This is a genomic window from Pseudomonas fluorescens (assembly GCF_001307275.1).
In the GTDB taxonomy this organism is placed as follows: Bacteria; Pseudomonadota; Gammaproteobacteria; order Pseudomonadales; family Pseudomonadaceae; genus Aquipseudomonas; species Aquipseudomonas fluorescens_AA.
Genome location: NZ_CP012831.1, coordinates 3,565,537 through 3,579,893, shown reverse-complemented (window position 1 = coordinate 3,579,893; position 14,357 = coordinate 3,565,537). Strand labels below are relative to the sequence as shown.

Below are 14,357 nucleotides of genomic sequence, written 5' to 3'. Positions count from 1 at the left end.
CCGGATGCAATTGCGTAAGGCAGGTGCTGCCCAGGAAGTTCAGGGTGCGCGATTGTACGCAAGCCACGAGAGCCTTGCAAGTAGCCGTCTATCGCGCCTTGACACCTGCGGACGTGGGTCCTAGCATGCCGCGCAACCCTTCTGGAGCACCTGTCGCTGATGCAACCCCAAGCTTTCTACCGCGCGGTGGCGGACGATTTTAGCGCCGTCGACGGCATCATCAAGAAGCAGCTGACTTCCCGCGTGCCTCTGGTATCGAAAATCGGCGACTACATCACTTCGGCGGGCGGTAAACGCCTGCGTCCTTTATTGGTGCTGCTGTGCGGCAAGGCCCTGGGTCGCGAAGGCGACGACATGCGCCTGCTGGCCGCTACCATCGAATTCCTGCACACCGCGACCCTGCTGCACGACGACGTGGTCGACATGTCCGGCATGCGCCGTGGCCGTTCGACCGCCAACGCCATGTGGGGCAATGCCCCGAGCGTGCTGGTGGGCGACTTCCTGTATTCGCGCTCGTTCGAAATGATGGTCGAGCTGGGCTCGATGCCGGTGATGAAGATCCTGTCCCAGGCCACGCGCATCATCGCCGAAGGCGAAGTGCTGCAGTTGTCCAAGGTACGCGATGCCAGCACCACGGAAGAGACCTACATGGAAGTCATCCGCGGCAAGACCGCGATGCTCTTCGAAGCCTCGACCCACAGCGCCGCTGCCCTGGCCGGCGCCAGTACCGAGCAGAGCGAAGCGTTGCGCACCTATGGCGACCACCTGGGCGTGGCCTTCCAGTTGGTCGACGACCTGCTCGACTACAAGGGCGACGCCGAGACCCTGGGCAAGAACGTCGGTGACGACCTGGCCGAAGGCAAGCCGACCCTGCCGCTGATCTACACCATGCGCGAAGGCACGCCAGAACAGGCGGCACTGGTACGCCAGGCGATCCAGAAAGGCGGAATCGAAGACCTGGAAAGCATCCGTATCGCGGTCGAAGCTTCCGGCTCGCTGGAGTACACCGCGAAACTGGCCCGGGACTACGTCGCCCGCGCGATCAAATGCCTCGACGCCCTGCCGCCCAGCGAATACCGCGATGCACTGGTGGAGCTGAGTGAGTTTGCGGTGGCGCGTACTCACTGATTGCATGAAAACCTGTGGGAGCGAGCTTGCTCGCGATAGCGGTGTGTCAATCAGCGCCAATGTTGCTGATCCAGCGCTATCGCGAGCAAGCTCGCTCCCACAGGGGGATTTCACCGCCCTGCCCTTTGCGGCCTAAAACCCTATATAATGTGCGCCCTTTTGCCCTCCTGATACCCAAGGAACCTTAGTGAGCACGTTGCCTCCCTGCCCGAAATGCAATTCCGAATACACCTACGAAGACGGCACCCAGCTGGTCTGCCCGGAGTGTGCCCACGAATGGTCCGCCAGCGGCGAAGCTGAAGCGGCGTCCGACGACACCGTGAAGAAAGATTCGGTCGGCAATGTCTTGCAGGACGGCGACACCATCACCGTGATCAAGGACCTCAAGGTCAAGGGCACCTCGCTGGTGGTCAAGGTCGGCACCAAGGTCAAGAACATCCGCCTGTGCGATGGCGACCACGATATCGATTGCAAGATCGACGGCATCGGCCCGATGAAACTCAAATCCGAGTTCGTCAGAAAAGTCTGATTCGGCTGTATTCCATCCCATGCCCCGCGTGTGGGATGGAGCTGCACCCTCCCCGCTTCAGCCCCATTTCTCGGGCGTTAGCCAAGTGCCAACCGCCTTGAGCTGGCACAACCCATCGTCAGAAAAACAATCGCAACGCCAATAGAGACTTGCTATTTAGCGAATAAGAATTATTCTCATCGAACCCATCAAGGAGATGAGAACCATGACTTATTTGATCGATGCCTGGCTGGACCGCCCACATCCCTACCTCAGGATCCTGCATCGGGAAACCGGGGAAGTCTGTGCGGTGCTTGAAGAAGAAGCCTTGAACGAGCTGCAGGACCAAGGAGACCTGGACCTCAACAGCCTCAATTCCAGTGAGCCGCTGGTGCTCAAGGAGCTGGTGCGCAATCTGTTCCTGTTCTGCTATGCCCGGGCGTTGCGCCCGACGGGTGATTTCAGCGGCAGGTTTCACGGATGAGCAAAAATAACCTGTGGGAGCGAGCTTGCTCGCGATGGCGGTGTGTCAGCAACGAGCATGTCGACTGACTGTCCGCTTTCGCGAGCAAGCTCGCTCCCACAGTTTTTTGTCCGGCGGTAAAACCGGACAGGGTCTTACAGGACGTCCAGCAACTCGACGTCGAACACCAGCACGCTGTGCGGCGGGATGCTGCCAACGCCTTGAGCGCCGTAAGCCAGTTCGCTCGGCACGTACAGGCGCCATTTGCTGCCGGCATTCATCAGTTGCAGTGCTTCGGTCCAGCCTGGGATCACGCCGCCTACCGGGAATTCGGCTGGCTGGCCACGATCGTAGGAGCTGTCGAACACAGTGCCGTCGATCAGGGTGCCGTGGTAGTGGGTACGCACCTGGTCTTCACGGGTCGGCTTGGCGCCTTCACCCTGGGTCAGCACTTCGAACTGCAGGCCGGAAGCCAGGGTGGTGATGCCTTCACGCTTGGCGTTTTCCGCCAGGAATGCACGGCCTTCACCCGCAGCGGCTTCAGCCTTGGCGGCTGCTTCGGCCTGCATGATTTCACGAATGACCTTGAAGCTGGCGGACATCTCGTCCTGGCCCACGCGGCTTGGCTTGCCGGCGAACGCGTCGGTCAGGCCGGCCAGGATGGCATCCAGGCTGACACCCGGTGGCGGGTTGTCGCGCAGTTGGTCGCCCAACTGACGGCCAATGCCGTAGCTGACGCGGGTTTCGTCGGTGGACAGGTTAACTTCGGACATGATGCTGCTCCGCTGTGCGGACGGCTCGAGAGTTGCCGTGCGTGACACAGCGCCTCCCGGAGCGCCCGGAACCAAAAGGGCGAGCAGACTAGCACAGATGCCACGGCGGGTGACGAGCCCTCACGTCAAAGCAACCCGCCAGAAACGACAACGCCCGCCTGCAGTTCGCCAGGCGGGCGTTGCGCCAGCGCGAGGAACGGGCCTCAGTGCTTGGTCAGTTTGTCCAGGTAGCCCATGGCAAAGGCCGAGACCACGAAGGTCATGTGGATGATCACGTACCACATCAGATGCTCGGGATCGACGTTCTTGGCGTCCATGAAAATGCGCAGCAGGTGGATGGAGGAAATGGCCACGATCGAGGCGGCGACTTTCATCTTCAGCGATGAAGAGTCCATGGTGCCCAGCCAGTTGAGCTTTTCCTTGTCGGAGTCGATGTCCAGTTGCGAAACGAAGTTCTCGTAGCCGGAAATCATAACCATCACCAGCAGGCCGCCCACCAGCGCCATGTCGATCAGCGACAGCAGCACCAGGATCAGCTCGGACTCAGCCATGGCGAACACATTGGGGATGATGTGAAAGACTTCCTGGAAGAATTTCAGCGCCAAGGCCAGCAAGCCCAGGGACAGCCCGAAATAGATCGGCGCCAGCAGCCAACGGGAGGCATACATTGCATTTTCGATAAAGCGTTCCATTGAGTCTCACACCTGGGCTGAAAAATCGCGGCGAGTATATCAGCCACGACCTGCCCCACAAATGCCGGGGCCATCCCTGGTCCCTGCTCTTGTGTCAAAATTTTTCTGCGAGTGCCCGTGCGGCGATGGCCTTCAATGCAGCGGACGAAACTCGAAGCCGCCGACATTGCGACAACGGCCTCCATTGATTTCACGCAGTTGGGCCTGCATGTGCAAGGACCAGATCTGCGGGTCGTCGGCCAGCTCATAGCCGTGCAAGGTCAGGCTCTGCACAATGGTGTCGAGGATGGATTCGGCGGCAGTCGGGCCGGGAAATGGCCCCTGGGCCTTGATGGCGGAGGGTTGTTCGCCAGCCATTCCGGCGGCGAAGAGCAAGGTCCACATACCGGTATCTCCCGCCAGGGGGCGGATGGCGCATTCGATACGGGTGACAAGGCCCAGGCATTGACGAGTGAGGCAAAGGTTGCGCGACATGGCGGCGCCCCTCGGTAGATCCGGTATTCAGTCTCGGGAAGAGGCTGTTTCGATCCAATGATGACTCTCGTTATCCTTGAGCTGAGGATAGAAGAAAAGTTCCGGCCTCACGGGCTTTCAAGACCAGAATGCGCCGAGCGGTCATAGTGTGAATATTGACGCCAAAGTGGCGACACTTTTGAAACATAATCCACAAAACATTGATTGTGAGAGCAAGCCTGTGGGAGCAAAGCTTGCTCGCGATGAGGTTGCCACATGCAACACTTCTGCTGACTGGACAAATGCTATCGCGAGCAAGCTTTGCTCCCACAAGCCCGCTCCCACAGGGCTTATCGGCGGTCAGGAGAACATCAAGCCGGCTTGGCCTCCGCCAAGGCCTGCTGTGCCAGTTCCTTTTCCGCTTCCTTGATGTCGTCTTCGCTGATCATTTCCGCGATCACCCGCAGCCGCTCCACCACCCGAGCGTTGACGCTGCCCTCCGGGAACTCGCCGTTTTCATCCGGCTCACCGGCAGGCTCGCCCACCAGCAGGCTCAGGGCTTCGTCGGCCTGACGCACCGCATAGACGTGGAACTGCCCGGCGCGCACGGCGGCCAGCACTTTCTCGTCGAGCATCAGCGTCGCGACGTTGGCCTGGGGAATGATCGCCCCCTGCTCCCCGGTCAACCCCCGGGCTTCGCAGAGGCGGAAGAAGCCTTCGATCTTCTCGTTGACCCCACCCACCGCCTGCACTTCACCGAACTGGTTGATCGAGCCGGTGATGGCGAAGCATTGCTTCAGCGGCGTCTTCGACAGGGCCGAGATCAGCGTACACGCCTCGCCCAGGGATGCACTGTCGCCGTCCACGTAGCCGTAGGATTGCTCCAGGGCAATGCTGGCCGAGATCGCCAGCGGGAATTCCTGGGCATAACGGCTGCCCAGGTAACCGGTGAGGATCATCACGCCTTTGGAGTGGATCGGTTGGCCAAGGTTGACCTCCCGCTCGATGTCGACGATGCCGCTGCCGCCCGGGTACACCGTGGCGGAAATCCGCGCCGGCACGCCAAACGCCGAATCGCCGACCTCCAGCACCGTCAGGCCGTTGCATTTGCCCACGGCCGCACCCGCGGTGTCGATCAGGATGATCCCCGCCAGCATGTCGTCGAGGATTCGCGCCGAGACGCGTCCGGTGCGGGTGGCCTTGGCCTTGAGGGCGCGTTCGATATGGCCGGCATCGGTCATCTCGTCACCGGCCAGTTGGCGAATGAAGTCCGCCTCGCTGACCAGTTGGAACAGGTCGCCGATACGCGCCGACAAGCGTCCCTGGTGTTCGGCCAGCCGGGCACTGTAGGTCGCCAGGCGCGCCACTGCATCGGCGGTCAGTGGCGCCATGCCTTCTTCTGAAGTGCGAGTCTTGAGCAACTGGGCGAACTGCTCCAGGCTCTCGTCGCCCATCGGGATGTCTTCGTCGAAATCCACCAGCACGCGAAACATTTCCTGAAAGTCCGGATCCAGGTCCTGCAAGGCGTAATAGAGCTGACGGGCGCCGATGATCACGACCTTGACCTGCAACGGGATGTGTTGCGGCGTCAGGGTCACCGTGGCCAGGCGTCCCAGCTCACCCAGGGGCGACTCCATCTTCAGCTTGCGCGATTGCAGGGCGCGCTTGAGCGCATCCCATACGAACGGCTCGCCAAGCATTTTTTCCGCTTCAAGGATCAGGAAACCGCCATTGGCCCGGTGCAAGGCACCCGGACGCAGCTGTCGGTACGTGGTGTAGAGCGCGCCCTGGTCGGTGCTGTATTCAATCCGGCCGAACAGGTTGTCGTAGGTCGGGTGCGGCTCGAACACCACCGGCGCGCCACCGCTGGACGGATGCCCGACCACCAGGCTTGGCGCGTACTGCTCTTCCAGCAGCTTGCGAGCGATGGCGTCGGTCTTGCTGTCGTCCACCAGTTGCTCGACCACGGTCTTGAGCAGATAGACCTGCATGGCTTGCAGGTAGCCACAGACCGCGGCGTTCTCCGCGTACTTTTCCGACAGCGGCGCCAGCAACGGTTGCAGGGCCAGGGTGATGGTTTCTTCGTTGAGCTGGCGCAACTGGTTGCTGGACTCGCGCTTCCATTGCGGCAGGCTGGCGAGCTCTTCGTTCAAGCGCTCTTCCAGGCCGGAGATGTCCTCGTGGAAACGCTCGCGCTCGGCCTCCGGCAACTGGGCGAATTCCGCCTCGTCCAGGGCCTTGCCTTCGCTCATCGGCGTGAAGGCGATGTTGCTGCTGTCACGGTACAGCGCGACATCCTTCTCCAGCGCCAGGCGCTCGATCACATCCAGGGCCCGGTCGTAGCGCTGGTTGAAAGCGCGGTCGATGGCGCTTTTTTTCTGCTGGTAGGACGGGTGCTCGAACACCGCCGGGAAGGTCGCCAGCAGGTTGTCGATCAAGCCGTTGATGTCACCGATGAACGCACCGGCCGTGCCGGACGGCAGCTCCAGGGCACGAGGCTCGCGGGGCTCATCGAAATTGTTGACGTAGACCCAGTCCGCCGGGGTCTGCAGGCGCTTGCCTTCGGCCTTGAGGTAGCGTTTGACGAAGGAAAACCGGCCAGTGCCGGGCTCGCCCATGACAAATACGTTGTAACCGGGGCGCGGCATGGCCACGCCGAACTGCAAGGCTTCGACCGCACGTTCCTGGCCGAGCACACCGCGGAAGGGCTCCAGATCATTGGTGGTAGAGAAGCTGAACTGTTCAGCGGAAAACGGACGGGTCAGCGCTTCGGGCGCTAGACGCAAGCTGGCAGCAACAGGATCAGGCATCGGGCTTCCTTACATCAGGCGGGGCAGATAGCGGCATTCTGGCGCTGCCTGCACCTGACTGGCAAGGAGCGCCTCAGACCAAAGCATAGTCAATGGGAAAACCCCGGGCGCAGCCCCGTAAACAGGCGATCCCCGTAATGTTTTTGCAAAATGTCACGGAACCCTGGGATCGTGCCTAAACTCCAAAGTGCGCGGCTGGAACAATAACCGGCCCACTGGCAGCTGTAGGGGCCAGACCCTGTCCATTGGTATGCACATAAAGAGAACATAGCTATGAAACGGATTCTTCTCGGTACTCTCTTCACCGCTGTATCCCTCAACGCCATGGCTCAGGCGCCGGGCGGCCCGGATTGCGGCTGGGGCAACATGCTGTTCGAAGGTCAGCGTGGCACTCCGGCACACTTCCTGGCATCCACCACCAACGGCACTTCCGGCAACGCCACCTTCGGCATGACCTCCGGCACCAACGGCTGCTCGACCAACGCGGCACTGACCTACGGTGGCAAGTCCTGGCTGGCCATGAATGGCATGATGAACGAGCTGTCCGAAGACATGGCCAAGGGTCAGGGCGAAGCGCTGACCACCTATGCCGTGGTACTGGGCGTGGCGCCGGAAGATCGCGCACACTTCTCCGCTGTTACCCACGAGCACTTCCAGCAGATCTTCAGCAAGGCTGACGTAACCGCAGAAGATGTGCATACCAACACCCTGGCCGTACTGAAAAGCGACCCTCGCCTGGCCAAGTACGCCACTCAAGCTTAAGCTCGGCACCACTCGCTCCTCTCGGGGAGCGGGTTTTCTTTTTGGGGCCCCTTCGGTCTTTATTTTTTCGACTTTCCAAGTAGCCGACTATGCTCAAACGCCTTGCCTGGCTGGCGCTCTGTGTGTGCGCCCCGCTGTCCGCCGCGCCTCATATCGACCCTCAACGTTTGCAGCAACTGGCCAATGACCGCTTCTGGATCTCCCTGGGCCACTACGAAACCGCCAAATTGGGTGGCTGGCGCAGCTATATCAGCGACAAAAAATTCTTCCTCGCCCCCGACGGCAACGAACACCCTGACCGTGAACTGACCGCCACGCTGCAAGCCTTGTATGGCCCGGCCAGCGCCGGCCAGCAACATGCCCAGTGCGTGTACCCGGCGCGCACCCGCTGGCTGAAGGCGCAGCTCAACCTGACAGACCTGCCGGCGGTCAACTGCAGCGACTTCACCCAGTGGTTCAAGGATGTGTCGCCCCACAGTGCGGTGATGATTTTCCCCGCCGCGTACCTCAACAGTCCGTCCTCGATGTTCGGCCACACCCTGTTACGCATCGACCAGGCCGATGTGCAAAGCGACAAGACCGCCCTGCTCAGCTACGCGATCAACTTTGGCGCCTACATCGAAGGCTCGGACAACAGCATCCTCTATGCCTGGAAGGGCCTGATGGGCGGCTATCCGGGCCTGTTCGCCCTGGTGCCGTACCAGGAAAAACTCTCCGAGTACCGTAGCCTGGAGAACCGCGACCTGTGGGAATACCGCCTCAACCTGAGCCAGGCGGAAACCGAGCGCATGGTCGAGCACGTCTGGGAACTCAAGCAGATCCAGTTCGACTATTTCTTTTTCGACGAAAACTGCTCCTATCGCCTGCTTGAATTGCTGCAAGTGGCCCGCCCCAGCCTGCGCCTGACCGAACAGTTCCCGCTGACGGCGATTCCCACCGACACCGTCAAAGCGGTGAAAGAAGCCGGCCTGGTGGAAAGCATCCAGTATCGGCCGTCCCGGGAACGGGAACTGCTCAGCCGCGCCGAACCGCTCAGCGATGACGAACAACAATGGGTACTGAACGTCAGCGCCGATCAGCAGCAACTGCAAACACCGGCATTCAAGGTGCTGCCCCGCGAACGCCAGGCACTGATCATCGACGCGGCGTATCGCCTGGAACGCTATCGTGCCAACGGCCAGGAACGCGATCCGCAACGGGCCCAGCGCAGCTTCGAGCTGTTGCGGGCGATCAACCAGAACCCCGCACCGGAACTCGACATCCCGCAACCGGGCCTGCCCGAGGACGGTCACCAATCCCGCACCTGGCAGGCCGGCCTCGGCACGCGGGGCGACCGGGCGTTCGGCGAATACGGCTTGCGCATGGCCTATCACGACCTCAACGACAACGCCGAAAGTTTCCCCCTGGGAGCACAGATCGAAATCCTGCAATTGAAACTGCGCCAGTACGAAGGCAATGACTGGCAGGTGCAGCAACTGGATCTGGCGACCATTCGCTCCCTGACCCCACGCAACGAGCTGCTGCAACCGCTGTCCTGGCAGGTTACCGGCGGCCTGGAGCGGGTGCCGGGCAAACACGACGATGAAACCTTGGTCAGCCACGTCAACGGCGGTGCCGGTGGTACCTGGGCGCTGGGCGAAGATGTGCTGGGCTTTGCCCTGGGCACGGTGCGGGTGGAGCACAACAACGATTTCGCCCAGTTCATCGCCCCGGCCGCCGGCTTCAACAGCGGCGTGCTGTGGAAAAACCCGCTGGGCAACTTGAGCCTGGAAGCCAAGGGCGATTATTTCGTCAACGGCGAAGTGCGTCGTAGCCTGAGCCTCAACCAGCAGTGGGAATTGTCCCGCAACCTCGGCCTGCGCTTGAGTGCCCAGCGAGAGTTCAGCCACCTGGCTTCGCCGGAGAACGAGGTGATGCTCGAGGTGAAGTGGTATCACTATTGAGCCAGACCGCTCTGCACGCGCACAGAGACGAACGGATTAATCACAGGGCTTTCACATCGGCCTGACGAATCCGCTTCTAGACTTCTCGTATAAGTGGATACGGCAGGAAGGCTCAAATGAGGTGTGCGGCAGTGGTACTGGGTGTATTGATGTTGCTCGGTGGCTGTGAAACCACTCATGAAGACCTGATCGCCCGAGGTTACCCACCGGCGTTCGCCGACGGCTACGACGACGGTTGCAGCAGTGGTCGGCAAGCGGCGGGGGTGATCACCGGCCAGTTCAGGAAAGACGTGCCACGGTACCTCAAGGATCCGCGCTACGCCGAAGGCTGGAGCGATGGTTTCCGGCAGTGCCAGGCGATGCGCGAAAGCGAGGAGCGCAATGCCTACCGCGATCGTCATTGGGATGACCACGAACGTGCCTGGCAACAAGAAAAGGATCGGGACGCCGCCCGGGCTTATCGCTCGCCGTGAGTCGCGCATAGACATTCGTCGAAACCAAAAGCCTGCGACCATGGACCAAACTCCAATAGAGGAGAACACCATGAGCCGCGCTTTCGTCAACGAAGACAACGCCGCTGCCCAGGCCGACCAGCCGGTCGAACGTCAGGTCAGTGCGCAACCCAATTACGTCACGCCCACCGGGCTTGCCCTGCTCCAGGCCCGGTTCGCCGAGTTGCAGGCCCTGCACAGCCAGCAGGCGACCCGAGGGGAACTGGCGGACAAACAACGGATCGCCGACCTTGAACGGGATCTGCGCTATTTCAAGCAGCGCCTGCAAAGCGCCCAGGTCGTTGCACCGACGTCGTCCGACCAAGTGCGGATCGGGCATTGGGTGACCTTTGTCGATGAACAGGATCATGAGCAACGGGTGCAGTTAGTGGGGGAAGACCAGGCCGATGCGGCCAGTGGCTTGATCAACTGGGGCTCGCCGCTGGGGCGGGCGTTGCTGGGGGCGAAAGTTGGGGATGAAGTGACATGGAAGCGACCGCTGGGAGATCTCGCCATCGAGGTCGTGGCGATAGACCTCCCATGATGTTGCCGGTTTCTTTAATCATGATTAAAGCTTCTAACATCAAGACCCGACAACAATCTGTTACTTGCCTGTAGCCATATGTAACTGCAACATGAGGTCATAACAACAAGTTTGCGTTAAATAAGGACCATGCTACTGTTTTTCCCGCACCGTAATCGGCGCACTGTAAAAACAGAAAGGAGATGCACTAATGAGCGAACAAATACTGGCAATGTCAGGTGACTTCGACAGCGACTTCAAGTTCTACCAACAGGTAACTGATCTCGGCTCCGAGTCAGCAGCACTGACCATTGTCGAATGCGGAACCATAAACTGCACCGCTCTTTTATGCTAAATCCTTTCCCATCAAAGTAGACCTGCACAACAGGCCCTTGATACTTCCTAACCCCACCTATACAACAACATCATCAACATCCTACCGTTCGGATGCGCTTACTCGCGCCCAACCGACTGTACTTGATGTTTGATAACTGATGAGGAAAACACTATGAGCGAACAAATCCTGAACATGTCCGGCGATGTCTATGGCGAGTTCGACGCTTACCAAGCCCCCACCAACAACACGGGGTCGATCCTGGCAACGACGATGGAGTGCAACACCTTTGGAACGTGCACCAATCTGGAATGCTCGACACTCGGGTGTTAAGCCCTTCAACTGATCGAAACAGGCAACACCTATAAACATAGAGCAGGCAACGCCTGCTCTATCCATGTCAGGAGCAACGGCATGCTTGTTAACGCTTTGCAGTTGAATCAGCGAGGCCGGTACAGATTCTCTTCCGACGGCGACATCGCCCTTTTTGAAAACAACCTGACCCGCCTGCATGCTGATGATCAGGCCTTGCTGGATCATTTCGGGTTGAACAGGGACCAACTGGCGTCGTATGCCCAGGAGCCCATCAACCACCCGTCCCTGCCTGTCGACGGCGAAACCGTCTTGATGGACCTGAAGAACAAGCTCACTCGGCTTGACAGCATTCACGTCGACACAGAGACCATGAGCGGCAAAGACAATTTTTATTGGTTTGGCTACCGTTTTTTTCTTTATTTCATCGACACGTTCAAGGTGGATGGGCGCTACGCCAAAGCGTCACTGCACATTGATGAAACCGCCCTGTTGGCAAGCCTTGAGCGCTATATCCTGGCCCGAGTCGGACGCACCTCGGAACAAAGCCTGGTCCATTTTCTGAATACGCAAATTGCCGACGGCGACGACCTTGATCTGGACGGATTCAACGAACACCTGCGCACATTGCCGTTGTTGAAATTTTTCGAATCCTATCCCGTACTGGCGACACTGCTGCTGGATTTGCTGGAAGACACTCTCAATTACCTTTATGCGGTCATTCTCGATTTCGCCGACGATGTTGAAGCACTGGAGGCGGAATTCTCGATCCCGTCCCGGAAAATCGAGGCCATCGAGTTCGGCCTGGGTGACCCCCACGGTCGCGGCGAAACGGTCTGCCAGGTTAAGGTCTGCGCGATTTCATTGGTCTACAAGCCACGGGCAAGCCGCGAAGCACTTTTTTTCAATCAACTGCTTGGACAACTACGTGAGTGGACAGGCGCGGATTGCTTTGCCATCCACGCGCCAAGAATCCTCAGCCGTGAGCGCCATAGCTGGATAGAAAAGGTCGACAACACGCCTTGTGCCAACACAGCGGACGTGGCGCTGTTCTATAAAAAGATGGGCGCACAGATCGCCGTCATTCATGCACTCAACGGCATCGACTTCCATTACGAGAACATCATTGCGTGTGGCAGCAGCCCTGTCATGATCGATCTTGAGTGCTTGTTCACTGCGTCCACCAGCGACCTGTTACTCGAACTGCCACTCGATAGCGCACTGTCCAACACCTTCAAATTGATCCAGCAGTCGGTGTGCTCCAGCGGCTTCGTACCCTTTTCCCAAAAATCCAATAACGACCAGAGCGGGCTGACTCGGCAAGCGCTATTCATTTCCACCCGCCACACCCTGGTTTTCGAAAATGGTTTTTACCATTTACGTAAAGTCGAGTTCGAACACCTTCTGCAGCAAAAGCATTTGCCGCTTTTGCAGGGTGAACGCAAGGGGCATGAAACGTATAAAGCCGAACTTGTCCACGGCTTTGAATATGCCTATGGCGAACTGCTGACGCATCGGCACACGATCATGCAGATGCTTGAGCAATCCGCAGGCGAATTATCAACCCGCGTATTGCTCAAAAACTCTCAACGTTATGCGGACTTTATCGGCCTGAGCCGTCATCCACGCTTCATGAAAAACATGTTGGACCGGGAGCTTCTGCTTGCAACCCTGTGGAAAGACTTGAAAGAGCCCTATCGAGCAAAGGGCATCCCGCGTCATGAAATAGCCGACCTGCAAAGATCCAGCATTCCGTGTTTCACCATGCCGCTCAATTCCAATGCGTTGATGAGCGCCCAAGGTGAAACAATAGACATGACGAAAGTACAACCCCCGATAAAAAGCTGCTTACAGAAAATAGCCAATCTGTCCGCAGCCGACAGGGCATTACAACTCACACTGCTTGAAATGTGTCTGTATCCGGAGTCGAACGGACAGCCGTCATCACGTGCCCCCCTAAAAGCGCCCCAAGCGGATCGACTCGACGCAATACTCGGCATCAGTTCCCGCCTCGAAGCGCTCGCGATCAAGGGAACGGCAACGGACGTCAGTTGGTTGGCGTTCCATACGCACCCAACGACTCGTGGAAAATACCCTTCACCCATGGATCATGGGTTGTACTCCGGTATCGCCGGGATTGGGTTGTTTTATCTGAGCCTGTTCAAGGTAAGCGGCAAACCACGCTTACTGTCGCTCCTGGATCAGGTACTGGCTTCACTGGAACAACACTTTGGCTTTTTCAAAGCCGACCTGACCGTCAGTGCCTATCATGGCCTGGGCTCTTATCTCTATCTGCTCATCAATCGTCGCCAAATCACCGGCGATTCACAACACGATGAGAAAATTGCCAGCCTACTGACCCAACTGATTGATGTACCCCCTGAAGACTACGATTTCGACTTCCTGGGCGGCTGTTGTGGTGCGGTGACGCTGCTGGCCAATATCCATGGGTTATCGGCGCAAGCGGATGTGCTGCCGGCCATTCGGCGCATGGTTGCCTACATAAAGGACCAGATACTGATCGAAGAAGGCCAGCTTCTTCGACGCGATGACCGCTCCGTCATTTTAACGGGCCTGTCCCATGGTCTCTCCGGCGTCATCCTGGCCTTGTGCAAAGCCTATGATGTGACCGGCGATGGGGCGTTGGTGCCCTTGGCCATCCAGGTACTGGAGGGTGAAAATCGCTTGAGCCGAGAGGGTTTCTGGCTGGATCTGAGAGACCTGGGCCCTGTCGACCATGCCACCAAGTGGTGTCACGGAGACGGCGGCATCCTCATCGCCAGGCGACAACTCATGAAGTCGATGGGCGAGGTCTTGGACGAAACCACCCGGCAGACGGTGCTCGACGACATCCAGCGTTGCGAGAACAATCTTTGGCAGCACGGCTTGGGCGATGGCTATAACCTGTGCCATGGCGATTTCGGCAATCTGATCTGCCTGTATGACTTGTATCGTCACGCCGATGACCCCGAGGGCATCAGCAGGGTCAAGCAGGCCCTTGGCAAAGTCGCCCGGCAGTTTTTCGCAGGCCCCTTTCTCGACAGCGATCGTGTTCCCGACGTCAGCCTGCTGACGGGCATTACGGGGGCAGGTTATGCCTTGCTGTATGAGATCGATCCAACGATCCCCAACATACTCTCGCTCGATTTCGCGCTGCAGACGTAG

14 protein-coding genes are annotated in these 14,357 nt (G+C 59.0%); 10 read left to right on the top strand and 4 right to left on the bottom strand.

Annotation, left to right across the window (positions count from 1 at the left end; genetic code table 11):
• Window positions 1-159 precede the first annotated feature (159 nt).
• The 3 genes from AO356_RS15815 to AO356_RS15805 all read left to right on the top strand — a co-directional run bounded on the left by AO356_RS15815 (window position 160) and on the right by AO356_RS15805 (window position 2,120).
• Complete coding sequence (locus AO356_RS15815; protein ID WP_060740550.1) at window positions 160-1,128, top strand: polyprenyl synthetase family protein; 969 nt, start codon at window positions 160-162, stop codon at window positions 1,126-1,128.
• Window positions 1,129-1,315: 187 nt separating this feature from the next.
• A complete protein-coding gene (locus AO356_RS15810; protein ID WP_053123983.1) occupies window positions 1,316-1,657 on the top strand; it encodes a zinc ribbon domain-containing protein YjdM in 342 nt (113 codons plus the stop codon).
• 205 nt (window positions 1,658-1,862) lie between these two features.
• Window positions 1,863-2,120: a hypothetical protein gene (locus AO356_RS15805; protein WP_003205743.1), complete on the top strand. Its 258-nt coding sequence runs from the start codon at window positions 1,863-1,865 to the stop codon at window positions 2,118-2,120.
• A gap of 134 nt (window positions 2,121-2,254) precedes the next feature.
• Here AO356_RS15805 and AO356_RS15800 read toward each other — a convergent pair whose 3' ends face one another.
• The 4 genes from AO356_RS15800 to AO356_RS15785 form a co-directional block, all read right to left on the bottom strand.
• Window positions 2,255-2,872: an FKBP-type peptidyl-prolyl cis-trans isomerase gene (locus tag AO356_RS15800; protein WP_003205746.1), complete on the bottom strand. Its 618-nt coding sequence runs from the start codon at window positions 2,870-2,872 to the stop codon at window positions 2,255-2,257.
• 203 nt (window positions 2,873-3,075) lie between these two features.
• Window positions 3,076-3,564 (bottom strand): TIGR00645 family protein, encoded by a 489-nt coding sequence (locus tag AO356_RS15795; protein WP_047230159.1) that lies wholly within the window; start codon window positions 3,562-3,564, stop codon window positions 3,076-3,078.
• A gap of 132 nt (window positions 3,565-3,696) precedes the next feature.
• Window positions 3,697-4,038 (bottom strand): hypothetical protein, encoded by a 342-nt coding sequence (locus tag AO356_RS15790; protein WP_013694243.1) that lies wholly within the window; start codon window positions 4,036-4,038, stop codon window positions 3,697-3,699.
• A gap of 350 nt (window positions 4,039-4,388) precedes the next feature.
• Complete coding sequence (locus AO356_RS15785) at window positions 4,389-6,827, bottom strand: Lon protease family protein (protein WP_060740549.1); 2,439 nt, start codon at window positions 6,825-6,827, stop codon at window positions 4,389-4,391.
• A gap of 273 nt (window positions 6,828-7,100) precedes the next feature.
• On the opposite strand from AO356_RS15785, the gene AO356_RS15780 reads away from it, so the two are divergent.
• The 7 genes from AO356_RS15780 to lanM all read left to right on the top strand — a co-directional run bounded on the left by AO356_RS15780 (window position 7,101) and on the right by lanM (window position 14,357).
• Window positions 7,101-7,589, top strand: coding sequence for a DUF3015 domain-containing protein (locus AO356_RS15780; RefSeq protein WP_057451579.1), 489 nt, complete (start codon window positions 7,101-7,103; stop codon window positions 7,587-7,589).
• A gap of 89 nt (window positions 7,590-7,678) precedes the next feature.
• Complete coding sequence (locus tag AO356_RS15775) at window positions 7,679-9,532, top strand: DUF4105 domain-containing protein (RefSeq protein WP_060740548.1); 1,854 nt, start codon at window positions 7,679-7,681, stop codon at window positions 9,530-9,532.
• A gap of 116 nt (window positions 9,533-9,648) precedes the next feature.
• Entirely contained in the window at window positions 9,649-10,005 is a 357-nt protein-coding gene (locus AO356_RS15770; protein WP_060740547.1) for a hypothetical protein, read from the top strand.
• 70 nt (window positions 10,006-10,075) lie between these two features.
• A complete protein-coding gene (locus AO356_RS15765) occupies window positions 10,076-10,567 on the top strand; it encodes a GreA/GreB family elongation factor (RefSeq protein WP_060740546.1) in 492 nt (163 codons plus the stop codon).
• Window positions 10,568-10,757: 190 nt separating this feature from the next.
• Window positions 10,758-10,901: a hypothetical protein gene (locus AO356_RS32840; protein ID WP_175534988.1), complete on the top strand. Its 144-nt coding sequence runs from the start codon at window positions 10,758-10,760 to the stop codon at window positions 10,899-10,901.
• A 153-nt stretch (window positions 10,902-11,054) separates the two neighbouring features.
• Window positions 11,055-11,213, top strand: a complete 159-nt coding sequence (locus AO356_RS32835) for a hypothetical protein (protein WP_177431746.1) — start codon at window positions 11,055-11,057, stop codon at window positions 11,211-11,213.
• A gap of 81 nt (window positions 11,214-11,294) precedes the next feature.
• Window positions 11,295-14,357 carry a type 2 lanthipeptide synthetase LanM gene (lanM, locus tag AO356_RS15760; protein WP_060740545.1) on the top strand — a complete coding sequence of 1,021 codons (3,063 nt, stop codon included), beginning with the start codon at window positions 11,295-11,297 and terminating at the stop codon, window positions 14,355-14,357.

Excerpts from the sequence above, each read along its gene's own strand:
- AO356_RS15790 (WP_013694243.1), bottom strand. The coding sequence starts at position 4,038 with ATGTCGCGCAACCTTTGCCTCACTCGTCAATGCCTGGGCCTTGTCACC.
- AO356_RS15765 (WP_060740546.1), top strand. The coding sequence starts at position 10,076 with ATGAGCCGCGCTTTCGTCAACGAAGACAACGCCGCTGCCCAGGCCGAC.
- AO356_RS15770 (WP_060740547.1), top strand. The coding sequence starts at position 9,649 with ATGAGGTGTGCGGCAGTGGTACTGGGTGTATTGATGTTGCTCGGTGGC.
- AO356_RS15795 (WP_047230159.1), bottom strand. The coding sequence starts at position 3,564 with ATGGAACGCTTTATCGAAAATGCAATGTATGCCTCCCGTTGGCTGCTG.
- AO356_RS15775 (WP_060740548.1), top strand. The coding sequence starts at position 7,679 with ATGCTCAAACGCCTTGCCTGGCTGGCGCTCTGTGTGTGCGCCCCGCTG.
- AO356_RS32835 (WP_177431746.1), top strand. The coding sequence starts at position 11,055 with ATGAGCGAACAAATCCTGAACATGTCCGGCGATGTCTATGGCGAGTTC.
- AO356_RS15815 (WP_060740550.1), top strand. The coding sequence starts at position 160 with ATGCAACCCCAAGCTTTCTACCGCGCGGTGGCGGACGATTTTAGCGCC.
- AO356_RS15800 (WP_003205746.1), bottom strand. The coding sequence starts at position 2,872 with ATGTCCGAAGTTAACCTGTCCACCGACGAAACCCGCGTCAGCTACGGC.
- lanM (WP_060740545.1), top strand. The coding sequence starts at position 11,295 with ATGCTTGTTAACGCTTTGCAGTTGAATCAGCGAGGCCGGTACAGATTC.
- AO356_RS15805 (WP_003205743.1), top strand. The coding sequence starts at position 1,863 with ATGACTTATTTGATCGATGCCTGGCTGGACCGCCCACATCCCTACCTC.
- AO356_RS32840 (WP_175534988.1), top strand. The coding sequence starts at position 10,758 with ATGAGCGAACAAATACTGGCAATGTCAGGTGACTTCGACAGCGACTTC.
- AO356_RS15780 (WP_057451579.1), top strand. The coding sequence starts at position 7,101 with ATGAAACGGATTCTTCTCGGTACTCTCTTCACCGCTGTATCCCTCAAC.
- AO356_RS15785 (WP_060740549.1), bottom strand. The coding sequence starts at position 6,827 with ATGCCTGATCCTGTTGCTGCCAGCTTGCGTCTAGCGCCCGAAGCGCTG.